Raw genomic sequence first — 26,144 nt, 5'->3', positions numbered from 1 at the left:
GAAATATAAGAGCGTAAAGGATGGGTGTTAAACCAAAACTGTCTTATACTCGGAGAAAAACGGACACCCTCCTCATACGATACGAGGTAGATGTCCGTTCTGCATTCAAACCAATGGTGATCCTAATTATTTCGGATTTCTAGGTGGAAGTGGACCCAAGTATTGATAATATTGACACTCGATACGTCCGTTATACAGTTTGCGGCGTTTGTCTGCCTTACGACCGTAAAATTGTTCGAATTCCTTGTAAGGGCTAATCGCAAAAAATGACCATGTTGGCAGATATATCATCATTTCACCAAACTGGCGGGTCAGCTTCTCCACTTCTTTGTCATTACTGATCCGTTCACCATATGGAGGGTTGGTGATGATACAACCATATTCTCCTTCAGGTCTTGCTTTGGCGGCAGCCATCACTTTGAAGGTGATTTCTCCGGACAGTCCAGCACTCTTGGCGGCGGCTTCAGCAATTTCAATTGCTTCTGGATCGATGTCCGTACCCGTTAATTGCAAAGGATAATCGTCGCGCACAGCATCGAAAGCTTCTTCGCGAGCCTCTTCCCAAAGATGTTTCGGAATGACTGGCCAATTTTCAGATGGAAATGAGCGGCGTAGTCCTGGAGCAATATTCCAAGCGATCATGGCGGCTTCAATTAACAGTGTTCCCGAACCACAACATGGGTCGAACAGCGGCCGATGGCCATTCCAGCGGCTAAGCTGGATTAGTGCAGCAGCCATTGTTTCCTTCAGTGGAGCCTCTGTTGCATGTCTGCGGTAACCACGTTTGTGAAGCGCGGGTCCTGTGGTATCTAATGTGATCAAAGCGATGTCATTTAATAAAATCACTTCGATCACATATCGAGGACCGTTCTCCGGGAACCAGTCTGTATGATACGAAAGCTTCAGCTTCTCGACGATTGCTTTTTTGACAATCCCTTGGCAAGCGGGTACACTCGTTAGTTGTGATTTATGGGACCGTCCTTCAACCGGGAATTCTCCATTCTCTGGAATCCAGTCTTCCCAAGGCAAAGCTTTAACCCCTTCGAATAACTCGTCAAAGGTTTTAGCAGGGAATTGGCCCATTTTAACCAATACGCGGTCAGATGTACGCAGCCACAAGTTACAGCGACAGATATCGATGTAATCACCGCTGAATAATACTCGTCCGTTCTCGACCTTGGTCTCATAACCCAGTTCGTTTAATTCGCGCGCTACCACAGCTTCTAAACCCATAGGGGCAGTAGCGATTAATTGTAATTTGCTCAAATACTCTCAACTCCGTTTAACTTGTAGATAAATACAAAAAGCCAGTACAATAAGAAGAGACGACATTGTCGTCCTTTAAAGCATCCATACAAGTATAGGGGAATGTGGGACACTTCACAATGCCCGGCATTCCATAAATCATAAAATGTTCCCCGTCATCCCTTACTATGAGCAAACGGGGGATCCTCAAAGGAGAATCTTTATGCTTACGCAAGAAGAATACAGTGAACAACTTTATACAGAGGACGAAATTCTGCTTCAAGTAAAAGAAGCAATCGTCCAAGCAGGCATGCCGCCGGTGTCTGTCGAGCCGGGGTACGGAAGACTGCTCACCATGCTTGTTAGACTGTCTCGCTCTAAGCGTATTTTGGAAATTGGCGCACTTGGCGGTTACAGCGGAATTTGCTTGTCCCGCGGTTTCTCTGAAGGCGGCACACTGACTTCGCTAGAGCTGAGAGCCGACTATGCCGAGCTTGCCCGCCGTAATTTAGAGCTGGCAGGCTTCGGGGATACTACGGAGTATAGAATAGGACCTGCAATGGACAGCCTGAAGGCACTGGAAGCAGAGGGCGCTAGGTTCGATTTCTTTTTCATTGACGCAGATAAGTTGAACTACACTAACTACTTGGAATATGCCATCAAGCTGGCCAATCCAGGAGCGATCATTGCGGGTGATAATATTTTTCTCCGTGGACGGACCTTAAATACAGATAGAAATGGTCCTGCCATCCTGGCTGTGCGCCACTTCAATGAGATGATCGCCACGGATGAACGTCTTATCAGTACATGTCTGCCTGCCTATGATGGATTGGCGCTAGCGATGGTGAAATAGCTGATTAGCGAAATAACCGCGGTGTTGTTACTTTGTACAGCTTCAATCGAACCCAAATCGTATTAACCAGCAGCAAGCAGCCGGATATAATGAAAAGCCCCTCAATTCCGATGTAACCTGATAGAAAGCCGCCCAAGATAGCTCCCAGCATATTGCCTAGCGCCAATGTACTGCTGTTGAAGCCGAATGCGCGGCTTTCTTTTCCGTCAGGGGTATAGGAGCGGATAAGCGCATTAACGCTGGGCAACAGTCCACCCATGAAGACTCCCATTAGGAAACGGACTATAATCAGCTGCCAGACACTAGTTACGAATGCCTGCGGAATTAGGAATAGTGAAGCGCCAATTAACGCATAGGTCAGAATACGATGTGCGCCGACTTTGTCACTTAGCTTACCAAGCAAGGGAGAAGCCAGCATATTGGAGATCCCTGTAACGGCACTGACCATTCCGGCCAAGAAGGCTATATTCTCGGCGGGTCCATTTAATTTTTCTACATAAAGTGGCAACAAGGCCATAGGACTAATCATTGCAAATTGCAGCAGAAAGGTTACACCGAATAGAGCTGGCAGCTGAGGGATTTTGATTAATTCCTTCAAACCTGCGAGTACAGAAACCTGCGGCTCCTGTGCAGCTTCGGCGCGGTCGAATTTTTCCTTAACAAGAAATAATGCCAGGAGAGAGGCGATAAAGAGCAAGGCCCCAACGACATAAAAAATCGGCCGAAATCCGATTAAATCGGCAAGTAAGCCACCAATCAGTGGCCCTAGAATTGTTCCTGCTACAGATCCTGATTGCATTAATCCCATGGAGAAGCCCATACGTTCTTTGGGGGTAGTACCTGACACCAGTGCGATGGAGGCGGGATTGAAGCCAGAGATTGTACCGTTTAAGAGACGGAGCAGGAGCAGCTGTAAAGGGGATTGTGCGAAGCCCATTAATACCATGACAATAGCCATCCCAAAGCTGGAACGCAGCAACATGATCTTACGGCCATACTTGTCTGCAAGCTTGCCCCATAATGGCTGGAATATGAAAGAGGTTAAGAAGTTTGCGGCAAAAATAAGTCCCGCCCAGATTCCAATTTCATGTTCACCCTGGACACCAAGATCCTTCGCAAGGTACAAGGTCAGGAAGGGTGTAATCATTGTCATTCCAGCATTCACCAAAAATTGCCCGAACCAAAGCACTAAGAGGTTGACCTTCCAGGTCTCCCATTTCTTCATAGTGCTTTCACATCCTTTCAAAGAATTTCAGAGAATATATGATTCACGGAAAAAATGCCATTTTATCAGTATATCATTTTTTGCAGCTTAATGTGTGCAACACATGTCATAGTAATGTCATAGGATTGTCATTCCAAACTCTTCGTATTAGTTGTTACAAGCTTTTAAAAAGGGCATAATAGTAGATATGCCGATTAAAAAAATCTAATAAAATATAATGGAGATCTTATCATGACCTACAATGACACTTTTATCCGCGCCTGTAGAAAGCAGGACACGGAGCACGTTCCCGTATGGTACATGCGGCAGGCCGGCCGTTATGATCCCGAGTACCGTAAAATCAAGGAAAAGTATTCGTTGCTTGAAATCTGCAAGCAGCCTGAGCTGGCGGCAGAAGTAACCATGATGCCCGTTCGCAAGCTGGGTGTGGATGCGGCCATTTTGTATTCCGACATTATGAATCCAGTTGCTTCAATCGGAGTGAAATTCGATATCGTTAAGGATATCGGTCCAGTGATTGAGAATCCGATCCGTAGTGCAGCTGATGTGGAGAGACTAAAACCCATTGATGTGGAGGGTGATCTGAGCCACATTTTGGAAACGATTGCTATTCTCGATAAGGAACTGGACGTTCCTTTGATCACTTTTGCAGGCGCGCCGTTTACAATTGCCAGCTATTTGATCGAAGGTAGACCTTCCAAAGGATATATCCGTACGAAAGAGCTAATGTACAGTGAACCCCGTGTCTGGGAAATGCTGATGGACAAGCTGGGCGATATGATTATCACGTACCTCCGAAGTCATGTGCGGAGTGGAGGAAAGGCCTTCCAATTGTTCGACAGTTGGGTTGGTGCGCTTGCTCCACGCGATTTTGAAACGTATGTGCTGCCGACGGTTTCTCGTATTTTTTCCGAATTATCTGATCTTGATGTACCGAAAATATACTTTCCTGGTGTGAGCTCTGGAGAATTGCTGCCAAGTCTTACGAAGCTTCAAGCAGACGTAATCGGGCTGGATTGGCGTGTTAGCTTGACTGAAGGCCGACGCAGAACAGGCAATAAATTTGCGATTCAAGGAAATCTTGATCCATATTTGCTTACAGCTCCGATGGACCTTTTGAAGGAACGCGCGAAAGCACTGATCGATGAAGGTGTGCTTGAGCCAGGTTATATCTTCAATCTGGGCCATGGATTATTCCCGGAGGCTTCATTAGATAAACTTAGAGAATTGACGGAGTATATTCACACTTATTCTCAGGAAGTATTACAAAAAACGGCTAAGCAACGTTCGTAAAAAATATAAGAATTTATATGTTCCACGCTATTAAATTGTAAAGGGGACGGAATCCGTGACAGTAAAAATAGGTGTTCTCGTCATGTCGTATGGCACTCCTAAGAGCCTAGAAGATGTTAAAGCTTATTACACGCATATTAGACGGGGGAATCCGCCAACAGCGGAGCAGCTTAAAGAGTTAACCGACCGTTATGAAGCAATCGTCGGGGGGGTATTCCCACTGCGGGAGAATACAGACCGGCAAGTAGAAGCTTTACAAGCAGCATTAAATGCGGATAAGGCGGGAGCAGATGTTGAATTTGTCTGCTATCAAGGCTTGAAGCATGCCAGTCCCTTTATTGAGGACGGCGTTGAGGCTATGGCGAAGGATGGCATTACTCAAGCAGTGGGTATTGTTTTGGCGCCACACTATTCCAGTATGAGTGTGGGGAGCTACATCAAGCGTGCACAGGAAAAGGCTGATGCATGCAAGATTGACATGGGTTTTGTAGAGAGTTACCATATGCATCCTGAATTGATCGATGTGTTAAGCCAAAGAGTGTCGGCGAAGCTGGATCAATATATTGAAGCAGGTGCGACCCGTGATGAGATTCGCGTATTATTCAGCGCTCATAGTCTTCCAGAACGTATTCTGGCTATGGGTGATCCATATCGGGATCAGCTGCTGGAAACTTCGCAAGCAATTGCAGCTCAGGCAGGCGTAACCAACTGGCAGTTTACTTGGCAAAGTGCTGGTCGCACAGCTGAACCGTGGCTCGGTCCGGATATTCTGGACACGCTGCAACAGCTTAGTAAAGAACAGGTGGAATACGTATTGGTGGCCCCTATCGGATTCGTATCCGATCATTTAGAGGTACTGTACGATCTCGACATAGAGGCAACAGCCGTAGCTTCGGAGCTTGATATGCGTCTTATGCGGATCGACTCACTGAATAGTGATCCCGCATATATGTCTGTATTGAGCGATGTAATTCGTAAACGACTGGAGCAGATGAAGGCCGCTCAATCATGATTGGCCCCACAAGAAAAATTGTTATCATAGGCGGAGGGCTGAGTGGACTCAGCGCCGCCTTTTATATTCGTAAATTTTATAAAGAAGCGGGTATTAAGCCTGATATAGTCTTGCTTGAGAAAGAGAAAAACCTCGGTGGAAAGATTGAAACCTTACATCGCGATGGTTTTGTGATTGAAAAGGGACCAGATTCATTTCTAGCGGAAAGGGCGGAGATGTGCGAGCTGGCTAAGGAATTGGAATTGGATCACGAGCTGGTATCCTCCAACCCTCTTGCTAAGAAGCGATATATCTTGCAGCGGGACAAGCTTAATCCTCTGCCAACCGGTCTTGTACTCGGTATCCCTACCGAACTGAAACCTTTTTTATCAAGTGGGTTAGTTTCGTTTGGGGGCAAAATACGTGCGATGATGGATTTTATTCTTCCTCCGCGGCGTAATGATGAGGACGAATCGCTTGGTGAGCTTATTGCGCGACGTCTAGGATCTGAAGTGCTGGAGAATTTAACTGAGCCGCTCCTTTCTGGCATGTACGGCGGAGATATACAAAAGATTAGCCTGCAAGCTACATTTCCGCAATTTGGAGAATTAGAGCAGCAGTATGGGAGCCTTATTCGTGGAATGCGCACAGGGCGAAAGAATAAAAAGGCACAGGAAGGTACTACACAGAGTACCTTCCTCACGTTCCGCAAAGGGCTGCAAAGTCTCGTGCATAGTCTGATTTATGAGCTGCATGATGTAGAACAACGGACGGAGTCTAACGTAGTTTCTATTCAGGCTGCTGGGAGTCCTTCTATCTATGAGGTAGAGCTGGAGAATGGCGAACGGTTGCTTGCGGATGATGTATATATCACTGCGCCTAATTTTTCGGCTGCTGACTTACTTCGTCCCCATATGAATGTTACAGCGCTGGAAGCGGTGGATTATGTTTCAGTAGCGAATCTAGTCATGGCTTTTAACAAAAAGGATATTGTTAACGAATATGATGGATCGGGTTTTTTTGTGCCTCGTAAAGAAGGGCGAAATATTACTGCCTGCACATGGACATCTACGAAATGGCCGCATACGGCTCCTGATGATAAGGTGCTTTTACGCTGTTATGTGGGTCGTTCTGATGATGAACAGAATGTTCAGCTGCCTGATGAGGCTTTGACGGAGCTTGTACTTAAAGATTTGCGAGAGATCATGGGCATTACTGCGAATCCAATATTTACGGAAATCACCCGCTTAGAGCATTCCATGCCGCAGTATCCTATAGGACATCTTGATAATATTACCGAATTCCGCAAAGAATTAGCAGCTTCGCTTCCTGGTGTGTATGTCATTGGCGCCGGATTTAATGGCATAGCAATGCCGGATTGCATCAAGCAGTCCAAGCTTATTGCGGAAAGCGTTGCTAAACAGCTAATGAATGAAATGTGAGTACGATGACTAAATAAAACAGTGAAGCAAAGCATGAGGCGCTTCACTGTTTTTCTTTAGTTAGTAAAATTTTCTATTTCTATCGACTCTCTTATTTGTAGGGTGCTGTGATAGATATGCTATAATAAAAACAATTTGAGAGTAGAGGAGATCACAGAAACCATGTATCCGCCGCGATCGCGTTCTAGACAAAAGAACAAACATAAGAGCAAACGCAAGCGCAGAACGGCCTGGGCTTGGATCAATGCAGGTCTTCTTCTGATGATTACCGTGTTATTGACTTATAGCTTTACGAATGACCCTGACAAGAAAAGCGCCTCACCGCCTCCGGTAGCAGAAGCGACAGCTACGCCTATACCGGAGAGTAGTGATCAGCCTCAGACAGCATCTCCGGTGGTTGCAGTTGCAACGCCTGAAGCTACGGAGACGCCAAGCCCTTCTCCTACGGCAACTCCAGAGCCAACGCCTACACCGCAGGAGGAGCCCGAAGAGATCATTGAAACACAAGCTCCTGAAGCGACAGCGACCCCTGCGAAGGATGAGGACAGCTCGGAAGCAGCAAATAATGATCCAGTGTCTGGTCTGCCGTCAGATGATGACGCGTCTGGTAAGACGGTGACTTTGAATTTTGGTGGAGATGTTATATTTTCCGGGAAAGCTGGAGAACTGCTGGAGAAGAAAGGTTATGATTATTCGTATGCCGCATTGGAGGGTCTGTTCAAGAAAGATGATCTTACGATCTTGAATCTGGAAACTCCAGTGACCACAGGTGGCGTAAGTGCCACTAATAAGCAATTTGTATTCAAAGGATCACCACTCGCTCTGGATGCGCTTAAGTCAGCTGGTGTGGACGCAGTAAATATGGCGAATAATCACACGCTTGATCAAGGAGAGCAAGGCTTGCGGGATACCCTTAACCACCTTGCTGAAAGAGGAATTCCTTATGTGGGTGCGGGGCTTAACAGTAAAGAAGCATATTCGGCGCAATATTTTGAACGTAAGGGCATTAAGATCGCTTTGCTGGGATTCACCCGGGTGATTCCTGCGTCGGATTGGATGGCAGGAAAAAATAAGCCGGGACTTGCCTCCGTATACGATAGTGCAGAAGGACTGAAGGCTATTGCTGCAGCCAAAAAGAAAGCCGATTTGGTGGTCGTAGTTGTCCATTGGGGTAAAGAACGGGTAGAACAATATGATAAAACGCAACAGTCGCTGGGCCATAGCTTTATCGATGCAGGAGCCGATCTTGTCATTGGCGGCCATCCACACGTGCTACAAGGCGTGGAGCCATATAAGGGCAAATGGATTGCCTACAGCACCGGGAATTTTATTTTTACGAGATCTACAGTGCCTGCCACTTGGGAAACTGCGGTTTTTCAGGCGGAATGTAGTGTAAAAGGTCAATGCTCCTTAAAGCTGAAGCCTATGAAAGCCGAGCTAGCACAGCCTGTGCCGATGAACGCAGTGGATGGACAACTTTTGTTAAAAAGAGTAGAAGCTCTATCCGCAGGACGGGTAAAGATCGGTAGCGACGGTAAAGTCACTCAAGTTACCAAATAGGGTTCCTGGGAGGTCCTTATGATGAACAATTTGTGTGTAGCCCATCGAGGGTTTTCCGGTAAAGCTCCAGAGAATACATTGGCAGCCATTCGGATGGCGATTGCCATGCCCTATGTGCACTGGATGGAAATTGATGTCCAGCTCTCCAAAGACGGCGTTCCTGTTGTCATTCATGATTATACGTTGGACCGGACGACCAATGGTCATGGCAAGGTGAAGAACATGGACTGGGAATATATCCGGCGTCTGGATGCGGGGAGCTGGAAAGGGCGTTCTTTTCAGGGCGAGCGGGTGCCTTCTTTGGAAGAGGTGCTGTCACTAGCCTCCGGAAGATTGCGTCTGAATATTGAACTGAAAACAGTGGGAGATATGTATCCTGGCATTGAGAAGACGGTGACGGATCTTATTTCTGCAAAAGGTATGCGGGACGACGTGATCTTGACCTCTTTTGATACTGGAGCATTAAAAAAAGTCAAGGAAATTGATTCCCGTTTTCGCACCGGATTGATCTTTGATTCCAGATTTGGCAATCCTGCACGCAGGCTGCATGAACTGGATTGCTCTTTACTTTCGATTAGCTTCTCGCGTCTGAATCCTAGACTGGCCAAGCTTTTGTCCGAGCGAGGGGTGGAAATTATGGCTTGGACTGTGAACAAAGCGAAAGAGATGCGTCGCTTAGCCGACATGCATTCTGATATAATGATCTGTACAAACCGCCCGGATATATGGGGCGACACCTTTCTGAAGGTATAAATAATCCAAATCGATGGGAAAGAGAGCTGACTGTTTATGTGCGCTGCTGTTAATAATCTTTATTGTGTTGGACGCAACTACAAGCTACACGCGGAGGAATTGGGTAACAATGTGCCAGTGGAGCCGCTCATTTTCATGAAGCCCTCACATGCGGCTGTTTCCCTCGATAAAGCAGTAATTAAGCTGCCAAAGGATGCGGGTCAGATTCATTATGAAGGGGAACTTGTACTGCGTATTGCACGTGATTATACACCAGGCATGAGCGTGGAGGATCTGGTAGATGTAATGGCACTGGGACTGGATTTCACGCTGCGTGATGTGCATAATGATCTGCAGAAGAAAGGTTTGCCATGGACGCCAGCTAAAGGCTTTAAAAATGCCGCACCACTCACCCCTTACATAGCGTTTCCAGATAAGGAAGAGCTGGAGGGAACTGATTTTACAGTGGTGAAAAATGGGGTGGAAGTACAACGCGGCAATGTTAAAAACATGATTTTTTCACTTCAAAAAATTGTTGATTTTATCGCCGAGCGCTACGGGTTAGGGAAAGACGATGTGATATTTACAGGTACTCCGGCAGGCGTGGGTCCTACTGTAGCTGGAGACGCTTTCGAGCTGTACTGGGGCGACAAGCTGATGGGGACTTGCCTGATCGGTTAATAGATCTGTTGGAGATGAATCTATGCAGTGGGTTATTGGCGCTTTAGGCGCTTTGATTGTTGCGGGAGCGGCATATTGGAAGCAGTCTTTAAGTCTCTCTGGCATGATTGCCGCGGTAGTGATGGGCACTATTTATTTTGGTGCCGGAAATGCTTTTTGGTTTGGGATATTGCTGATCTTCTTCATCACTTCAAGCCTGCTGTCCAAACTTCATCATGATAATAAAGCAGAATTAGAGCTGACGTATGCTAAGACGGGCCGCCGCGATGCCGGGCAGGTCTTTGCTAACGGTGGACTTGGCATGGTTCTGGTTCTCCTGAATGCGATCTTCCCGCATGAGCTGTGGGGGTTCCTATTTATTGGTGTAATGGCTACAGTAACCTCGGATACATGGGCTACGGAGATCGGAACACTGAGCAAGAAACCGCCTCGTTCTGTCCTTACGGGTAAAGTTCTTGCTGCCGGAGCTTCGGGAGGTGTATCCAGCTTGGGTACGCTGGCGGCAGCAGCAGGAGGCGCACTCATCGGTGCGTCAGCTTGGCTGCTGCGAATGATATCCGGCATGCCGGATCACTCTTTCGTGCTGCTTACCCTAGCAGGACTTGCCGGAGGACTAGTCGGCGCCTTTGCCGACTCTATCCTTGGTGCAACCGTGCAGCAGATGAACCGCTGTACCGTATGCGGCCGCGAAGTGGAAGGCTCACAGCATTGTGGGGCTCCAGCTGTACACGCAAGAGGCTGGAAGTGGATGAGCAATGATGCAGTCAATGCCATCAGCTCTATCCTCGGCGGTGCAGCTGCCTTACTGCTGAGCATGATCATTTAGCATTTGAATTTAAGCTTTGAACGGCACAGTTTAGGGAGGGACCGATGAGTAGCGCATCCAATCAAAAACATACTGCTATTCTGGATGCCGCATACGAGCTCTTCGGTTCAGGTGGATTTTACGAAACGAAGATGTCGGAAGTGGCGGAGCAAGCCGGGATAGCAAAGGGCACCGTTTATTTATACTTCAAGAGCAAGGAAGAATTATTCATGGCAGTGACGCGCCGCGATTGTGAGGGATTTCTCCTGCAATTACAGGAAAGGCTGAAGGCTAGTGATACTTTGGCCGGTAAACTGTCGATCATTGCTAAACATCACCTGAATTATTATTATGAACGCAAGCGGCATACGAAGCTCTTTTTCCGTGCCCCTAACAATAATCCTGAATTAGTGGCGTATATGACACAATTTATGGAGCAATACATGCAAGATGTGGTCAAGGTATTATTAGAAGGTGGAGCATCCGAGCCTGAGCTTATGGCACAGTCCTACATAGGGATGTTGGATCGTTTGAAGATGGATATCTTATTTGATCCGTCTTTTACGGAGGAGGACGCGTATAAACGCGCTGATTTCGCTGCTGGTCTTTTTATTAGAGGGGCCATGATCACCTGAATTTTGGATAGGATGATAGACCGGATAAATAGCATTGGTTAGATGCGGCCGGTTTTATGAAAATATAAGGCAAGCGAGGAAATGGCATGAATATTATGACCGTGGAACATCTTTCCAAGAGTTATGGCGAGAAAGTACTCTTTAGCGACGCTTCATTTGGTATGGACGATCGGGATAAAATTGGCTTGATCGGTGTGAATGGAACGGGTAAATCAACCTTTTTACGGATTATTGCCGGTCTGGATACTCCGGATGGTGGGCAAATTGCCATCGGGAATAATGTAAGAGTACAATATTTGGCGCAGAATCCTCCTTATGATCCTATGAATACAGTTTTGCAGCAAGTGTTCGCCGGGGATGATCCAGACCTTGCTACCATGCGTGAGTATATGGAGACTATGTCTCTACTTGAACAGCAGCCTGGTAATGCTGAACTGGAAGGAAAACTAGTAAAGATTGGGCAGGCGATCGACGCTGCGGGAACATGGCATTTGGAGAGTGAAGCCAAAAGTGTGCTTACCAAGCTAGGCATCTTAAAGTTTGATGCGCTAATGGACACACTTTCTGGTGGACAACGTAAACGTGTAGCTCTGGCAGCTGCACTGATTACCCCCTCTGAACTGCTGATTCTTGATGAGCCTACCAACCATATTGATACGGATTCCGTGGCTTGGCTAGAGCAATATTTGCAGAAACGGCGCGGCGCTCTTTTGATGGTGACGCATGATCGTTACTTCCTGGAGCGTGTGGCTAGTGTCATGCTAGAGCTAGATGGTGGCCAGCTTTATCGTTATGAAGCTAACTATTCACGGTTTCTAGAGCTTAAAGCCGATCGCGAAGAACGAGAAGCCTCTGCCGAACAGAAGCGTAAGAACCTGCTGCGTACAGAGCTGGCTTGGATTCGTCGCGGTGCCAAAGCCCGTTCAACAAAACAGAAGGCAAGAATCGACCGCTTCGAAAAGCTGAAAGAGAGTACAGGAAGCAGCTCGAACGGTTCATTGGATATTTCTGTGGCTTCTACACGTTTAGGTCGCAAGATCATTGAAATTAATGACCTGTCGAAAGCGTTGGATGGTCGTCAGCTAATCAAAGATCTCAGCTATATCGCTGTACCCCAGGATAGAGTGGGCATCGTCGGCCCGAACGGCAGCGGCAAATCAACACTCTTAAATATGATTGCAGGTCAGCTGCAACCCGATAAAGGTGAAGTTCAGCTTGGCGCTACGGTTAAGCTTGGTTACTTTACACAAGAGCATCAGGATATGGATGACAGTATGCGTGCCATTGAATACGTGAAGGAAGAAGCAGAAGTGATACGGACAGCAGACGGCAGTGTGATTACGGCGGGTCAAATGCTGGAACGCTTCTTGTTCCCTCCTGCGATGCAATGGACACCGATCTCGAAGCTGTCCGGGGGCGAAAAAAGACGCTTGTATCTGCTTCGTGTATTGATGGGAGCACCTAACGTATTGCTTTTGGATGAACCTACGAACGATTTGGATATCGGCACATTGGCTGTATTGGAAGATTATCTGGATGAATTTCCGGGTGTCGTCTTTACCGTATCCCATGACCGTTATTTCTTGGACCGTACGATAGATAAGCTGATTGCTTTTGAAAATGGCGATATCCGGATTCACGTTGGCGATTATACGGAATATGAAGAATGGCTGGCCAAAAATGTACCGTCACGCATTGGAGAATCGAACAAAGAAGATGGAAGCTCAAAGCGAAAAGAGGCCGCGGACACTGGCAGCAACCCTGCATCTTCAACGGCTCCCAAAACAAAACTCAAATTCAGCTTCAAGGAACAGCGTGAATATGAGGGCATTGATGAGCAAATTGAGCTTGCAGAGCAACGTTTGACGGATATTAGTGTACAGATGGAGGCGGCTTTTGCTGACTCTGGAAGGCTGCAGGAGCTAGTAGAGGAGCAACGCCTAGCCGAAGCAGAGCTGGAGCGTCTTATGGAACGCTGGACCTATCTGAACGAGCTTGCGGAGAAAATCGCTGGTAAGGCTTAAACCAGTTGGATGGCTTTTAATGAAAATAGGGGAGGGCTCTGTGTGGAAGATAAACTTAAAGCTGCCGTAGCCCTACGCAACGCTGGTAAAGCGGAAGAAGCCAAAATGATGCTGTTTGAGCTATATGAGCAGAATGCTGGGGACGCTGAACTTCTATATCAATTGGCCTGGACGCATGATGTGCTGGGTTTGGAGCGGGCGGCAGTACCCTTTTATGAGAAAAGCTTGGCGTTAGGATTACCCTCTGAGCAGAGAGTTGGCGCTCTATTGGGACTGGGCAGCACCTACCGGACACTCGGAGAATACGAGAAGTCAAAAGGTCTTCTGATGCAGGCTGTTCAGGAGTACCCAGAGAATAAGGAATTTCCGGCGTTCCTAGCCATGACCTTGCACAATCTTGGAGAGCATAGTCAAGCGATGGAGCTGCTGCTTAAGCTGTTGGCAGAAACCTCTGCGGATGAAGGGATAAGAAGTTACAGTAAGGCCATTTCTTATTATTCAGATAAGCTGGAGCAAGTCTGGGATTGATGCTAGCTTTTAGATCACATTAATACTTACGAAGTACTATCCGGACACCACTGACCTTAAACGCAGCATTATTGCACATTTGGAATGTTAACGGACACCACAGTCGCTATTGACACTAAAAGCGCCCAATACGTTCCTTTTTAGCGTGAATAACGTCGCTTGGGTCCGAAACAGTGCCCCATAGGCTGAAAATTGGCGAATAACATCATCTGGGTCCGTAAGCACCAGGCGAAAGTGATGACCACCGGAAATTCCGGCAATGTCTGTTGAAGAACAAGCGAACCACCAATAAAAAAAGAGTAGGGTCCTCCAGTAATTGGAGAATTCTACTCTTTTATTTCGTTCCGTCCACAGCAATCATTTGCACTACAGACCGAGAATCGCCGGGTACAATGATTTCCTTCGCATTCATCTGGGAAGAGCCATCTCCGTCCAAGAAGATACCCTCCAGACCCTTGGCAGGAACTGTCTGGAGGATCGCTGAGCGGAAATCTGCCGCTGTTGAGAGCGTTGGGGTAACAATCAGCCAGAGCTTTCCTGTGTTGTCATACACCATGCCTGAGCGCAGGCGTTTCTCATCAGCGTAAGGAAGATGCTCTTCAGCTACTGCCGCTTCCCATAAGTCTTCGTGTCCCAGATTCATACTAATGCCACCTTGCGCAAAATAATGCTGGCGATCAGTAATCTTCAATTCTTCTCCAGAAGAGACAACCTGTACGGAGAAGCTACGGCTGGCACCATCCCAGACAAGAGTTCCACGTGCGTATTTAGCATTGAACCAGCCAGACCCATAACCCTTCTGGGCCCCGTTGACTGGAGTATCATTCATGATAGCCATGGATAAAAGCGCATCTTGATAGAAAAAACCACCGTTAATCCCATATGCATTAACTTGCCGTAAAGGGACACCCGCGGCCCTGAGCTTAATATCTTCAGGTGAAAGTGACATCATATAGAGCTGCACATTATCTGCACTCACTGTTTCCAAAAAGCTATAGGCGTGAGGAAGACCTTTAAAGGGATCTTCCTTGTGATTTCTAAATACCAGAAACAACGATAGCGCTAACCCCGCTATCAATAACACCAGGAGTGAGACGATAAGTCTCTGTCTGCGCCTCCAGAGCTGTTTTAGCTTGCCAGAGCTAGCCTCAGTTTGTACCCACATAAGCAGCGAGAAGCTTAGCAGTGTTCACTACAGCTTGCTTATGCGTACGTTCCATGGAGTGGGAGGCATGTACACCTGGGCCAATCAATGCTGCACGGATATTGTTTCCGCCTCTGAGCGCTGCGGAAGCATCGGAGCCGTACATAGGATAAATATCAACGGCATAAGGAATTGCGAGTGCCTCTGCCAGTTCAATCAAACGGCCTGTCATAACATAATCGTAAGGGCCGGAAGAGTCTTTTGCACAGATGGATACATCGGTTTCTTTACAGCTGAGATCATCACCCATGGCGCCCATATCGACGGCAATCATTTCATTGATTTCACCAGGAATCCAAGCTGTACCATGTCCCACTTCCTCGTAGTTAGAGATGAGGAAAGAAAGGTTGTGGAGAGGTTTCCAGCCTTCACGTTTAATACTTTCCAGTAATCCAAGAAGGGCAGCCACGCTTGCCTTGTCGTCTAAATGACGGGATTTAATGTAGCCGCTAGGCGTAATCACTGCACGTGCATCGAAAGAAATGAAATCTCCGACGGAAATGCCAAGCTTGAGTACGTCTTCTTTAGAAGATACCAGCTCATCAATACGTACTTCCATGTTCTCCTCTGATCGTTTGAAGTCACGAGCGTCTGGATATACGTGAACAGATGGATGGCTGGTTAAGATGGTTCCTGTATAAGTTTTGCCGCTGCGGGTATGGATCGTGCAATATTCATTCTCAATGCTGTGCATGGCGAAGCCGCCTACTGAGGTCAGTCGCAGTGTACCGTTAGCTTTAATCGAGCGTACCATGGCACCAAGTGTATCCACGTGAGCGCTGATGCCAATAGTACGAGAGGGATCTAGGCCCGGGACGTTAAGAATTACGCCGCCTTTTTCATTCCAGCTTAAAGGTATGTTCAGCGCAGCTGCTTCTTCAGCAACTAGTGTCATTACCTGTGCAGTGAAACCGCTTGGGCTGGGGGTATCGAGTAATTTTTTTAGGATGGAAAGTATGTAGTCTTCATTAGGTTGAATGGTAATCATTAGTTAAGCCCTCCTGTTAAGCCATCATTGTCTGTGTTAAAAGAATCCAGTGAAGTGTCGGCATCACGAAGCTTGGTAAGCTCAGCAGTTAAGCTTTTAATTTGCTTTTGTAGTTTGTATTGACGAAAAATGCCATAAGAGCCCACGATGATTCCGCCAATTAACGCGCAGCCAAGAATAACGAGTATAAGTGGTATATTAACCACATCAAAACCGAAATTGACTTGAACGGGATCAACGTTGATGACTGCGAATATGGCGGTTAGCAGCGCGAAGATTAGACCCGCAATTAGTGACCATTGAATTCTCATTGAATTCTTCCTCCTCAGGGGGATATAACAATATAAAATCCCCTGCCCAGATAGGGCAAGGGATTAATGTAATACTAAGCTCTCTGCCTTATTTGGTCAACTGTTCCATTTGCGCGATAACACTTTCGAACACACTCATCGCTTCGCGAATCGGCTCAGGAGACGACATGTCAACGCCTGCTTTTGACAAAATATTGATGGAGTAATCACTGCCACCGCTCTTCAGGAAGCCGAGGTAACGATCTACCGCCGGTTTGCCTTCTTCAAGGATTTGTTTGGCAAAGCTAGTCGCTGCCGAGAAGCCTGTTGCATATTTGTAAACATAGAAGCTGTTATAGAAATGCGGAATTCGTGCCCATTCCATCTCGATATCCTGATCTACAACCATTTCTTTGCCGTAGTATTTGACATTCAGGTCGTAGTAGATACTCGAAAGATCTTGTGGGGTAAGCGAATCGCCCTCTTCAACACGCTGATGAATGATCTTTTCGAATTCTGCGAACATCGTTTGCCGGAAAATCGTTGTCCGGAACTGATCGGCATAGTAGGTGAGCAGATACATTTTTTCCTTAGGATCTGTAGACTTTTTGAGTAGATAATCCATAAGCAAAGCTTCATTGGTAGTCGAGGCAACCTCTGCAAGGAAAATGGTATACTGTGCATCCCGATAGTTCAGAGCGTTGTCTGAAAAATAAGAGTGTAGAGCATGACCCATCTCATGTGCCAGAGTAAACATACTGTTCAGATTATCGTTATGGTTCAGCAGGACGTATGGGTGTGTGCCATAAGGGCCCCAGCTGTAAGCTCCAGAGCGTTTATTCTCGTTCTCATAGACATCAATCCAGCCATTGTCGTAGCCTTTTTGCAGCACATTCAGATAATCTTCACCCAGCGGTTTGAGGCCTTCTTTGGTAATTTTCTTCGCTTCTTCGTACGTGATATCTAGCTTATATTCATCTACTAGTGGTGCAAATAGGTCATACATATGTAACTCATCCACACCAAGCAGCTTTTGACGCAACTTCATGTAACGGTGCATTAAAGGAAGACTCTCATGAATCGTATCGATCAGGTTGGTATATACCTCTTTTGGAATGTTATCACCGTAAAGAGACATTTCCATTACAGATGGATACTTGCGGACGTGTGAGAAAAAGACGTTTTTGTTCACATTGGCGCTAAGCGTTGCTGCGATGGTGTTTTTTTGCTTACGATAGGTGTCATAGACTGCTTTAAAAGCATTTCGGCGAACCTCGCGATCGGAGCTTTCCAAGAACTTGATATAGTTGCCGTGAGTCAGCTCGACCTCTTTGCCATCTTCATCTTTAATCTTAGGGAATTTCAGATCTGCGTTGTTCAGCATACTAAAAATGTTCTGAGGCGCTTGTGCTAGGTTTCCAACTTGGGCAAGCAGAGCTTCCTCAGCCTTGGACAATACATGCGCTTTCTCACGTTTCATCTCTTTTAAAGTGAAGGTGTAAGCGGACAGTTCAGGATCAGCAATAAATTGATCCAGCTTCTCAATAGGCAGTGCCAAGATTTCTGGGGTTACAAAAGAAAAGGCTTCGCCTGCTTCGATCCCAAGCTTCTTCGCTTTGGAGGACAAAGCTTGATATTCAGGATTAGCAGTGTCTTCATCCTGACGCATATGAGCATAGACAAAAAGTCGCTCAGTGGAGACTGACAGCTTGTCATCCAGCTCAAAACATTGTTTCACAGCTTCTGCGGAATCAAGTTTACCTTGGAAATCAGCAGCTTTTTTGATCAGTGATTTAGCTTCAGCATATTCTGCATCCCAATCCTTCTGAGAGGCAAATATATCTTCAAGCTTCCAACGATTCTCAGCAGGTACTTCACTTCTCTTCAATAATTGTTCCATAGAAACCCTCCTAGAATGATGAGATGTAGTAGGCATAATCTCCCTCGGCAATACTGTGGATGATATTTCACCCGGTAGCAAGCTGAGCACAAGTAGAAGAGGGATGGACTTGAGTGTAATAGGCATGACGTCCTCCTCTTTGAAAAGTAGAGTCAGCTTATTATGTCCTGCTAAGTCCTGATTATTAATATTTAGTCTTCTTTATATGGTAGTTATGCCAACAAGCTATAAATAACAAAGATGAAAGCAAACAGAATCATTACGACTGCAGCCATGGCCATGCCCCGCTTTAGTTTCGGCGGGACACGATCCTTGGTCATAATTAATACTGCGCCTAGACAGAGGACTAGGACAACATAAATCGTGAGATTTTCGTTATTCATTTCCTGTTATACCTGTTTGAAAGCTGCAATGATGTTTTTGTACTCTTCTTCATTGTCTTTATAAGATTCCTTGTTGAAGCGGTTATTCACCCATTGCATCATCGCTGGACGACTCAGGAAGGTATGTGTTTCTTCTCCCCATTGATCGGAAATTTCGCGGAGTACAATGTAGCGGCCTTGAACTTCTACCGTCATCATATTCCATTTGTCTGTTTTGTATATTTCATGTTTTTTGATCATTATCATTACCACCCTGGCGATTTTTGGCTTTTGGCTCAATGATAACGCACTGGAGAAGGGAAAAGCAAATTAAATCATATATTAAGGGTTGGGTTTGATTGATTTGAACAGAAGATTGCAGTATACTATAGTTATACGCCATATATGGCGGTTATTTTTAGGAGGTTGTTCAATTGAAAGGTACAGTAAAATGGTTTAACGCAGAAAAAGGTTATGGTTTTCTTCAAGTAGAAGGCGGCGAAGATGTATTCGTACACTTCTCAGCAATTCAAGGTGAAGGATTCAAGACTTTGGACGAAGGTCAAGAAGTAGAATTCGACATCACTGATGGTAGTCGTGGACCGCAAGCTGAAAACGTAGTAAAATTATAAGAAACAGCAGGACAGTTAAGCTGTCTGCTACAAATATATAATTTACTTGGCAAGCCCTTGCAAGAGTGGTTACCAACTTACAGAACACAGTTCTTTCGGGAACTGTGTTTTTTTACGCCCACTATAGAAGTTATCCAAAATGAAAAAGGTCGTTACACTCCAGTGAAGGGGAGTGCAACGACCTTTTTGTATTATGAAATAATACCAACCCTAATTATAGGGAGGCTTTTTTGTTCTTTTTTCTGAAATTATTGATCGGATCCAGGTTGGATTTCAATAAATGCTGTCCCAGAAACCCTGCAAAAGCGAGTAAGCTGAAACCCGTAGCCACTATATAAAAAATATAACGCCCCGCCTCTTGATAAATAATGCCGCCAAAGGTACCGCTAAGCAGCCCAGACGCACTTGACCAAACGACGGTGAAAATGGCAAGACCTGTTGCCCGAAGGCGATCCGGAATAATCCGGGTGATATAACGGACAGATGTTACATAAAAAACACCAAATGATATACTGTGCATGGCTTGAATGGCAATCATTGAGCCCGGATGATCCGCTAGGGACATCAAAAGAAAACGCAGAGCATACATCAGACTCCCCAAGGCCAGCAAGGGCAATTCTTTGAATTTGTCGCCGTATCTGCTGAGGATAAATAATACAGGGATCTCACTAAGAGCTGACGCGAGCAGTGCCCAGCCAATGATTTCCTCACCAGCGCCTAGTTGTTTTAGACTGATCGTCAGAAAGGCTTCGTTCATTCTATGGCCTAACGCGAGTACAAACACACAGCCGAAGAACCACAGCACCTCTTTTTGCAACAATATATCTTTAAGTCCATTTTTGCTATTATCAGCTTCAGCTGTGTCCTTATCTTGATTCGTTGTTTCTATAACAGCAGGTTTTTTAACATCCTTAAGTCCTAGGGTAATTAAAAGTGCAGCAATAATGATGATGATACATAGGGTCAAGCTCCAAGTAGAGCCCAATGCTCTTAATGCATAGCCAACGGTTAGAGCAAAGAAAGAATAGCCTAAGGAGCCAAAAACGCGAATGGTAATGAAGTTCCGTCCGTGTCTTTCGGCAACTTTGATAGCCATTGTATCGGCAAGCGGAAAAACTGGGTAATAGAAGAAGTAGAAGAAGGACAAAATAAGCATGACAGATGAAAATTCCGTCGCTCTGGCTAATAGAAGACCAGTTACTAATTGACCCGCAAGTAATATGAACATGATCTTTCGAATGGTGCCTAACTTATCGCTTATCATACTCCAGAATAGATTGGATAGGATGGAGATAAGGGGGCCGAGGGAATACAAGTAGCCTATCTGAGAACTGCTAAACCCTAAATGTGTGTAGAATAAAGGAAAGTATGATACTACAAGGACGCTGGTACCATATATGGTAAAGAGAAAGGAACGCAGCCAGTTTTGATCGCTGTAAAGGCTGCCGGTCCGTTTTGAAAACATGGATTGCACTCCTCCGAAATTGAAATATGCCTAGTATAGCATAAAGCAATGAGGAGATGTTTTTAAAAACTGCTGTATTTCTGAATCTTTCATGATTTTACGAAAGTGATTTTGTTGTTTGTACAAATACGCCTGATCATATTATAATAAGTGGTGATTTGGATAAGGAGACAACAATGTGGAGGCACTGTCATTGAGTGAATTAGAGCAAGGCCGTTACCTTAGCCCGCGTGGTCCACTGGGACTTATGAACAGGGTCTATAAGTACGTGCTGCCGGAAGTGAGAGAATGTCTCCATTTCTGGCGCCAAGATGCGAACGGGATTCCCGATCCCGAGCTCCGGAAGCAAGCACTTGCCAGCATTGAAACTAAAGAGTTTCATTGCATAGGCGGTGGTATTTATGCCGCCGGCAATTTATCGATGAAACATATACTGATTCCGCTAATTGTTGCTTATCAAACTATCAGTGATTATCTGGACAACTTATGTGATCGCAGTACTTCGCTTGATCCTGCAGATTTCAGGCTGCTGCATCAATCTATGCTGGATGCTATTGATCCAAATGCTGAGCCAGGTAATTATTATGCGCTTCGAAGTGAACAGAATGACGGCGGATATTTGTACAGGCTGGTTCGCAAATGCCAAGAGATGATTTCTTTGTTGCCAGGTTATTCCGCTGCTGCAGCGGAGATTCGAGAACTGGCTGTGCTCTATACAGATTTACAAGTGTATAAGCACATCCGCCCGGAACTCAGGGAAACAGCCCTGAAGGAGTGGTGGGAGGAACAGGGCAGTCGAGCACCACATCTGCAATGGAATGAATTTTCGGCTGCAACGGGATCAACGCTAGGTGTATTTATGTTATTTCTATCCGCATGTGATCCGAAGCTGAACCAAGCTTCTGCGGCTTCGATTCGAGCCGCGTATTTTCCGCATGTATGTGGTCTGCACATTATGCTGGATTATCTGATTGATCAGGAAGAGGACCGAGCAGGCGGTGATCTTAATTTCTGCAATTATTATGATGACACGGATACCATGCTGAGTCGGATCGCTGCAATGGTTGAGTGGGCCCGTAAGGATGTTCGTAATCTTCCAGAGTCTTCGATGCATCGTATGGTGATTGAGGGATTGCTGGCACTTTATTTATCTGATCCGAAAGTTAGCGAACAGCGGGAAGTTCGCTCTGTATCTAAAAGCCTGATGAAAGGCAGTCCGCTTACAAGACTGTTCTTCTTCGCTAACAGCCGTTGGATACGCAAACGCTTTTTGTAACCATGTCGCGAAGTTATTTTTATAAGAAGTATCAGGCTTCGCACAATTTTAAGGAGGAACAACAGAATGTCTAAAATTCAAAAAATCGCAGTATTGACTAGTGGTGGAGATTCACAGGGAATGAACGCCGCTGTTCGTGCGGTTGTAAGAAGCGCACTTTATTTCGGTATTGAGGTATTTGGGGTGCAACGTGGTTATCAAGGTCTGCTGAATCGCGATATCTTCCCAATGGATCTTCGCAGTGTAGGAGATATTATTCAACGTGGCGGTACTGTTCTGCAGTCTGCAAGATGTCTGGAGTTCACGAAACCGGAAGGACAGCAAAAAGGCGCGGATATCCTTAATGAACTGGGTATCGATGGTCTAGTAGTTATCGGTGGAGATGGTTCCTATAAAGGAGCTAACAAATTAAGTAAACTCGGTATCAAGACTATGGCTTTGCCAGGTACGATTGATAACGATATCTCCTTCACAGACTACACTATCGGGTTTGATACAGCGGTTGGCGTTGTTGTAGACGCTATTAACAAGTTGCGTGACACTATGTCCTCCCATGAACGTTCTTCGATTGTAGAGGTTATGGGACGCCACTGTGGCGATATCGCGCTGCATGCTGGACTGGCTTCCGGAGCAGAAACAATTCTTGTGCCGGAAATGCCGTATGATTTGAATGAAGTTGCTGACCGGATGCGCGATAATTTTATCAGAGGTAAACGTCACAGTATCGTAATTGTTGCCGAAGGCGTTGGCAAAGGTGAAGATGTGGCTCAAGCTCTGAAAGACCGTCATGCTTCTCTGGATGCACGTGTTACTGTACTCGGACATATCCAACGTGGTGGAACACCAACTCCTGGAGACCGGAATTTGGCTAGCCGTCTTGGCGATTTTGCCGTACGTAAGCTAATCGAAGGTGAATCCGACAAGGCTTGTGGTATCATCAAAGGTGAATTAACCCTTACGGATATTGATCTCGTTGTAAATACGAAAAAGGGCTTTGACCTGGAGCTGTACGAGCTGGCTTCCCGTCTTTCCCAATAATTAGCGACCCTATATATAAAAAGGAACAGCTGCGAGATTCGCACTGTTCCTTTTTTGTGTAATATGGATCGTTAACTCTGTGGTTGTTCCTGTGTGTATTGTGCGGCATAACGCCGTTGAACTTTGATAAGCCGAGACAATAGCAGGGTCGCACCGATGGCAAGACCGGTAATAAGACCAATTCAGTAGCCGAATGCTCCTAGATCTGTGTAAGTTGCAAGTACATAACCTGTAGGTAAGCCAATTACCCAATAGGCAATAAAACAAATGATAAAGGCTGGGTTAACATCCTTATATCCGCGAAGCGCACCTTGAGTAGGTGTAGCAATCGCATCTGAGATTTGAAAAAAGATTGCATAGATCAGGAAATGCTGAATTAACGAGATGACATCGGGTTCATCTGAATATAGACCAGCTACATGATTTCCGGCAAACAAGAGTAATAAAGCTGTGGCCAGCGAAAGGATTGCCGCCAGTCCGATACCCATTATGGCATATTGGCGTGCATCCTTTTGTCTGCCAGACCCCGTCTCGAAGCCGACGAGGATGGTAAGGCTGATGCAAATACTGAGCGGAATCATATAAAGTGTTGTTGCAAAATTGATTGCTGCCTGATGCGCGGCAATTGTTACGGTATCAAATCGGCTCATTAACAAGGTTACAGCGGAAAAGACAGCTGTTTCGAAAAAAATCGAGAAACCGATGGGTACTCCGATTTTGAGCAAATCTTTAATGCTGTTTAACGATATAAAATAGAACTTACGGAATAATCTGAGATTTACAAAGGCCTGAGAACGATATATGAACAGTAGAGCAACGGCAAATATAACCCAATAGGTAATAGCTGAAGCGACCCCAGCACCAACGCCCCCGAGACGAGGGAATCCGAAGTTCCCGAAGATGAGCAAATAGTTCAAACCTACATTTACAGGCAAAGCTATTAGTGTAATACACATGGATACGCGTGTTTGCCCTAAAGCGTCTATACAGCTACGAAGTACCGTATATCCAAACAGGGGGATAATTCCGAACGAAATAGCACTGAGAAAGCGGAAAGCAACATCTCTTACACCAGACTCCAAGTTCATAAAATTAAGAATAGGTGACAAGGCAAAGCTGCCAATTAGCAAGACGATGATCGAAACAATCAGTGACAGCCAAATACCTTGTGTGACTTGAAAGGCAACATCCTTATCCTTTTTGCTCCCGATGAGCTGTGAAACAATAGGTGTGATCCCCATAAGAATACCGCTGAGACCGGTTTGGATTGGAATCCAAAGACTAGTTCCTATCGCAACTCCTGCCAGATCGACGGTTCCGAATTTACCGGACATATTAGTATCAAAGAAGGTGATCGCGGATAAAGCAATTTGTGTAACAAGGATTGGGAATAAAATATGAAAAAATTGTCCTGCCTTTTGTTTTAAAGAGGTGGTCTGTATCATAATTCTGTGCCTCATTCTTTATGATTTTTCAAGGAATAGGTTAAATAGTTCAATAAGTTTCCGTTAAAAGACCCGGCAGACGCCGGGTCTTTAGCATACATATATCAGATCAGCTATAAATAATAAGGGCTGTATTCATTGTTTTTCGTAATCAACATCGGCAGTATAGCGATTGTTGGCGTTCCAGAGAAGGAACTCATCCACGTTCTCATCTTTTAAAGCGCGGATTTGATCTTCCACCTGTTTTTTACCATATTTCACATAATGACCACTTCCGAGCCAGCTTGCTGTAAAGTCTTGAATCCAAGGCCGAATAACGGGTTTATAGCTGCCCAGTGGATCAAGCTTCTTATGTGTGTCAACCATGGAACCTTTAATTGTAGCGTAAGGATCTAAGTCGGGCTCTTTCACGCCAAACCAGCCGGTTGAATAGTGACTTGGATAAACCATTGGACTGATAACATCCACATTCTTGGATATTTTAACAAAGTCTTGGCCAATACCCTCAGCAGGGGCAGATGCGGCATATCCAAAAATATCTACGGACACACGGACACCAAGTGGAGCTAGCTCTGCTTTGGCATATTTAACAAAATTAGATACGATTTCTACGCGTGAATCACTGGTTTTAGTGTATTTAAGGGTTTCAGCGCGTTTTTCGAATCCTTCCGGAAAACGAACATAGTCGAACTGAATTTCTTTGAAGCCGAGCTTAACAGCTTCCTTGGCGATATCCACATTGTATTTCCACACATCTTCATTATAAGGATTAACAAAGCTGTCGCCGCCCTTATTCTTCCATACAGTGCCGTCAGTATTAACAAAAGACATCTGCGGGTTCTTCTTGGCAAGAATAGAATCTTTAAAAACAACAATCCGGGCGATAGGATAAACATCATGTTTCTTCAAACGTTCCATTAACTTATTGATATCTCCAATAAAAGGCTGAGGGTTACCGAGCTTCTGGAGGTCGGCATTATCGGTCTTATACGTGATATAACCCGCATCGTCCTTAATGTCTATAACCATTGAGTTAAGTTCGGTTTGGTCAAGCAATGTAAGCAGCTTTTCCATTCGTTCCCCACCAGCACTGTAGGCGGTAACATAAATGCCTTTTACTTTGGGTGCGTCTGGTTGTGGATCGGTGTGTAACATACTTTCTGAGTTTGTTGCTTCAGGTGAAGCGCTTGGAGCTGGAGTTGCTACATTCGAATTGTTGTTTTGTTGTGCAATGATGGGGGGATTCATGGCGGACTTCAAGGCGATCGCCACTTCAGCGTCATGTTGATTCTGTTGTACGCCTACGCTTCCCAAGGCCATCATCAGTAGAGCCCAGGTGATGTTCATTTGTTTTTCTCTCCCTTTATGTACTTTCCCCTAAATTATATAGGAACGGTTGCTCCCAAAAAGAACAGTGTTGTAACAATATTAGCTCAGATTGGGAATAAAAAACCGCCTTTGTTGTTTATAAACGAGATGTATGGATTCGAAACGGTATGAAAAAAGTAAATGCCGCCTTAAATCGGCAAC

At 45.6% G+C, this 26,144-nt stretch carries 24 protein-coding genes and 1 pseudogene; 14 read left to right on the top strand and 11 right to left on the bottom strand.

Annotated elements, in window-relative coordinates; all coding sequences use genetic code 11:
• Positions 1–126: 126 nt before the first annotated feature.
• Entirely contained in the window at positions 127–1,266 is a 1,140-nt protein-coding gene (locus MHH49_RS30765) for a THUMP domain-containing class I SAM-dependent RNA methyltransferase (protein WP_076275011.1), read from the bottom strand.
• Positions 1,267–1,468: 202 nt separating this feature from the next.
• Here MHH49_RS30765 and MHH49_RS30760 point away from each other — a divergent pair, with 202 nt between their 5' ends.
• The gene (locus MHH49_RS30760) at positions 1,469–2,098 is read left to right on the top strand and encodes an O-methyltransferase (RefSeq protein ID WP_036689230.1); all 630 of its coding nucleotides are present in this window, start codon (positions 1,469–1,471) and stop codon (positions 2,096–2,098) included.
• 4 nt (positions 2,099–2,102) lie between these two features.
• On the opposite strand, the gene MHH49_RS30755 is transcribed toward MHH49_RS30760, so the two are convergent.
• Positions 2,103–3,323 carry an MFS transporter gene (locus MHH49_RS30755; protein ID WP_038569803.1) on the bottom strand — a complete coding sequence of 407 codons (1,221 nt, stop codon included), beginning with the start codon at positions 3,321–3,323 and terminating at the stop codon, positions 2,103–2,105.
• 231 nt (positions 3,324–3,554) lie between these two features.
• Here MHH49_RS30755 and hemE point away from each other — a divergent pair, with 231 nt between their 5' ends.
• The 10 genes from hemE to MHH49_RS30705 all read left to right on the top strand — a co-directional run bounded on the left by hemE (position 3,555) and on the right by MHH49_RS30705 (position 14,014).
• Positions 3,555–4,616, top strand: coding sequence for a uroporphyrinogen decarboxylase (gene hemE, locus MHH49_RS30750; protein WP_076275010.1), 1,062 nt, complete (start codon positions 3,555–3,557; stop codon positions 4,614–4,616).
• 55 nt (positions 4,617–4,671) lie between these two features.
• Positions 4,672–5,628, top strand: coding sequence for a ferrochelatase (gene hemH / locus MHH49_RS30745; protein WP_076098411.1), 957 nt, complete (start codon positions 4,672–4,674; stop codon positions 5,626–5,628).
• Positions 5,625–7,049: a protoporphyrinogen oxidase gene (gene hemG, locus MHH49_RS30740; RefSeq protein WP_076098410.1), complete on the top strand. Its 1,425-nt coding sequence runs from the start codon at positions 5,625–5,627 to the stop codon at positions 7,047–7,049. Before hemH ends, hemG begins: the two co-directional genes overlap by 4 nt.
• A gap of 162 nt (positions 7,050–7,211) precedes the next feature.
• On the top strand, positions 7,212–8,609 hold the full coding sequence (locus MHH49_RS30735; protein ID WP_076098409.1) for a CapA family protein: 1,398 nt from the start codon (positions 7,212–7,214) through the stop codon (positions 8,607–8,609).
• A gap of 21 nt (positions 8,610–8,630) precedes the next feature.
• Positions 8,631–9,362, top strand: coding sequence for a glycerophosphodiester phosphodiesterase (locus tag MHH49_RS30730; RefSeq protein ID WP_038569810.1), 732 nt, complete (start codon positions 8,631–8,633; stop codon positions 9,360–9,362).
• Positions 9,363–9,398: 36 nt separating this feature from the next.
• Positions 9,399–10,022 carry a fumarylacetoacetate hydrolase family protein gene (locus MHH49_RS30725; protein ID WP_036689251.1) on the top strand — a complete coding sequence of 208 codons (624 nt, stop codon included), beginning with the start codon at positions 9,399–9,401 and terminating at the stop codon, positions 10,020–10,022.
• 22 nt (positions 10,023–10,044) lie between these two features.
• On the top strand, positions 10,045–10,848 hold the full coding sequence (locus tag MHH49_RS30720) for a DUF92 domain-containing protein (RefSeq protein WP_076140916.1): 804 nt from the start codon (positions 10,045–10,047) through the stop codon (positions 10,846–10,848).
• A 44-nt stretch (positions 10,849–10,892) separates the two neighbouring features.
• A complete protein-coding gene (locus MHH49_RS30715) occupies positions 10,893–11,462 on the top strand; it encodes a TetR/AcrR family transcriptional regulator (protein ID WP_076098408.1) in 570 nt (189 codons plus the stop codon).
• Between the two features lie 86 nt (positions 11,463–11,548).
• On the top strand, positions 11,549–13,486 hold the full coding sequence (locus MHH49_RS30710) for an ABC-F family ATP-binding cassette domain-containing protein (RefSeq protein WP_038569816.1): 1,938 nt from the start codon (positions 11,549–11,551) through the stop codon (positions 13,484–13,486).
• Between the two features lie 42 nt (positions 13,487–13,528).
• Positions 13,529–14,014: a tetratricopeptide repeat protein gene (locus tag MHH49_RS30705; RefSeq protein ID WP_249267663.1), complete on the top strand. Its 486-nt coding sequence runs from the start codon at positions 13,529–13,531 to the stop codon at positions 14,012–14,014.
• Positions 14,015–14,348: 334 nt separating this feature from the next.
• Here MHH49_RS30705 and MHH49_RS30700 read toward each other — a convergent pair whose 3' ends face one another.
• The 6 genes from MHH49_RS30700 to MHH49_RS30675 form a co-directional block, all read right to left on the bottom strand.
• On the bottom strand, positions 14,349–15,068 hold the full coding sequence (locus MHH49_RS30700; RefSeq protein WP_256717038.1) for a hypothetical protein: 720 nt from the start codon (positions 15,066–15,068) through the stop codon (positions 14,349–14,351).
• A 94-nt stretch (positions 15,069–15,162) separates the two neighbouring features.
• A complete protein-coding gene (locus MHH49_RS30695) occupies positions 15,163–16,203 on the bottom strand; it encodes a M42 family metallopeptidase (RefSeq protein WP_036689645.1) in 1,041 nt (346 codons plus the stop codon).
• A 2-nt stretch (positions 16,204–16,205) separates the two neighbouring features.
• Positions 16,206–16,517, bottom strand: a complete 312-nt coding sequence (locus tag MHH49_RS30690) for a LapA family protein (protein WP_042126298.1) — start codon at positions 16,515–16,517, stop codon at positions 16,206–16,208.
• 88 nt (positions 16,518–16,605) lie between these two features.
• The gene (pepF, locus tag MHH49_RS30685) at positions 16,606–18,396 is read right to left on the bottom strand and encodes an oligoendopeptidase F (protein ID WP_036689265.1); all 1,791 of its coding nucleotides are present in this window, start codon (positions 18,394–18,396) and stop codon (positions 16,606–16,608) included.
• 212 nt (positions 18,397–18,608) lie between these two features.
• On the bottom strand, positions 18,609–18,779 hold the full coding sequence (locus MHH49_RS30680; protein ID WP_036689267.1) for a hypothetical protein: 171 nt from the start codon (positions 18,777–18,779) through the stop codon (positions 18,609–18,611).
• A gap of 6 nt (positions 18,780–18,785) precedes the next feature.
• Positions 18,786–19,019, bottom strand: a complete 234-nt coding sequence (locus MHH49_RS30675) for a hypothetical protein (protein ID WP_036689271.1) — start codon at positions 19,017–19,019, stop codon at positions 18,786–18,788.
• A gap of 173 nt (positions 19,020–19,192) precedes the next feature.
• Here MHH49_RS30675 and MHH49_RS30670 point away from each other — a divergent pair, with 173 nt between their 5' ends.
• Positions 19,193–19,390: a cold shock domain-containing protein gene (locus tag MHH49_RS30670; RefSeq protein ID WP_036689272.1), complete on the top strand. Its 198-nt coding sequence runs from the start codon at positions 19,193–19,195 to the stop codon at positions 19,388–19,390.
• Between the two features lie 214 nt (positions 19,391–19,604).
• Here the strand turns inward: MHH49_RS30670 and MHH49_RS30665 are convergent, their stop codons facing one another.
• On the bottom strand, positions 19,605–20,855 hold the full coding sequence (locus MHH49_RS30665; protein ID WP_076223255.1) for an MFS transporter: 1,251 nt from the start codon (positions 20,853–20,855) through the stop codon (positions 19,605–19,607).
• Positions 20,856–21,048: 193 nt separating this feature from the next.
• On the opposite strand from MHH49_RS30665, the gene MHH49_RS30660 reads away from it, so the two are divergent.
• Positions 21,049–22,131: a tetraprenyl-beta-curcumene synthase family protein gene (locus MHH49_RS30660; RefSeq protein ID WP_036689648.1), complete on the top strand. Its 1,083-nt coding sequence runs from the start codon at positions 21,049–21,051 to the stop codon at positions 22,129–22,131.
• 66 nt (positions 22,132–22,197) lie between these two features.
• On the top strand, positions 22,198–23,169 hold the full coding sequence (pfkA, locus tag MHH49_RS30655) for a 6-phosphofructokinase (RefSeq protein WP_036689277.1): 972 nt from the start codon (positions 22,198–22,200) through the stop codon (positions 23,167–23,169).
• A gap of 71 nt (positions 23,170–23,240) precedes the next feature.
• On the opposite strand, the pseudogene MHH49_RS30650 reads toward pfkA, so the two are convergent.
• Together MHH49_RS30650 and MHH49_RS30645 are read right to left on the bottom strand one after the other, a co-directional pair.
• A pseudogene (locus tag MHH49_RS30650) lies at positions 23,241–24,614 on the bottom strand (MATE family efflux transporter).
• Between the two features lie 135 nt (positions 24,615–24,749).
• The gene (locus tag MHH49_RS30645) at positions 24,750–25,961 is read right to left on the bottom strand and encodes a putative glycoside hydrolase (RefSeq protein WP_076223253.1); all 1,212 of its coding nucleotides are present in this window, start codon (positions 25,959–25,961) and stop codon (positions 24,750–24,752) included.
• Positions 25,962–26,144 lie beyond the last annotated feature (183 nt).

The organism is Paenibacillus sp. FSL F4-0122, from assembly GCF_038002845.1.
In the GTDB taxonomy this organism is placed as follows: domain Bacteria; phylum Bacillota; class Bacilli; order Paenibacillales; family Paenibacillaceae; genus Paenibacillus_AQ; species Paenibacillus_AQ odorifer.
Note: the sequence above shows the minus strand (reverse complement) of the source record. Positions and strands in the feature narration are given on the sequence as shown.

Excerpts from the sequence above, each read along its gene's own strand:
- MHH49_RS30760 (WP_036689230.1), top strand. The coding sequence starts at position 1,469 with ATGCTTACGCAAGAAGAATACAGTGAACAACTTTATACAGAGGACGAA.
- MHH49_RS30755 (WP_038569803.1), bottom strand. The coding sequence starts at position 3,323 with ATGAAGAAATGGGAGACCTGGAAGGTCAACCTCTTAGTGCTTTGGTTC.
- hemE (WP_076275010.1), top strand. The coding sequence starts at position 3,555 with ATGACCTACAATGACACTTTTATCCGCGCCTGTAGAAAGCAGGACACG.
- hemG (WP_076098410.1), top strand. The coding sequence starts at position 5,625 with ATGATTGGCCCCACAAGAAAAATTGTTATCATAGGCGGAGGGCTGAGT.
- MHH49_RS30735 (WP_076098409.1), top strand. The coding sequence starts at position 7,212 with ATGTATCCGCCGCGATCGCGTTCTAGACAAAAGAACAAACATAAGAGC.
- MHH49_RS30730 (WP_038569810.1), top strand. The coding sequence starts at position 8,631 with ATGAACAATTTGTGTGTAGCCCATCGAGGGTTTTCCGGTAAAGCTCCA.
- MHH49_RS30725 (WP_036689251.1), top strand. The coding sequence starts at position 9,399 with ATGTGCGCTGCTGTTAATAATCTTTATTGTGTTGGACGCAACTACAAG.
- MHH49_RS30720 (WP_076140916.1), top strand. The coding sequence starts at position 10,045 with ATGCAGTGGGTTATTGGCGCTTTAGGCGCTTTGATTGTTGCGGGAGCG.
- MHH49_RS30715 (WP_076098408.1), top strand. The coding sequence starts at position 10,893 with ATGAGTAGCGCATCCAATCAAAAACATACTGCTATTCTGGATGCCGCA.
- MHH49_RS30710 (WP_038569816.1), top strand. The coding sequence starts at position 11,549 with ATGAATATTATGACCGTGGAACATCTTTCCAAGAGTTATGGCGAGAAA.
- MHH49_RS30690 (WP_042126298.1), bottom strand. The coding sequence starts at position 16,517 with ATGAGAATTCAATGGTCACTAATTGCGGGTCTAATCTTCGCGCTGCTA.
- pepF (WP_036689265.1), bottom strand. The coding sequence starts at position 18,396 with ATGGAACAATTATTGAAGAGAAGTGAAGTACCTGCTGAGAATCGTTGG.
- MHH49_RS30680 (WP_036689267.1), bottom strand. The coding sequence starts at position 18,779 with ATGAATAACGAAAATCTCACGATTTATGTTGTCCTAGTCCTCTGTCTA.
- MHH49_RS30675 (WP_036689271.1), bottom strand. The coding sequence starts at position 19,019 with ATGATCAAAAAACATGAAATATACAAAACAGACAAATGGAATATGATG.
- MHH49_RS30665 (WP_076223255.1), bottom strand. The coding sequence starts at position 20,855 with ATGTTTTCAAAACGGACCGGCAGCCTTTACAGCGATCAAAACTGGCTG.
- pfkA (WP_036689277.1), top strand. The coding sequence starts at position 22,198 with ATGTCTAAAATTCAAAAAATCGCAGTATTGACTAGTGGTGGAGATTCA.
- MHH49_RS30645 (WP_076223253.1), bottom strand. The coding sequence starts at position 25,961 with ATGAACATCACCTGGGCTCTACTGATGATGGCCTTGGGAAGCGTAGGC.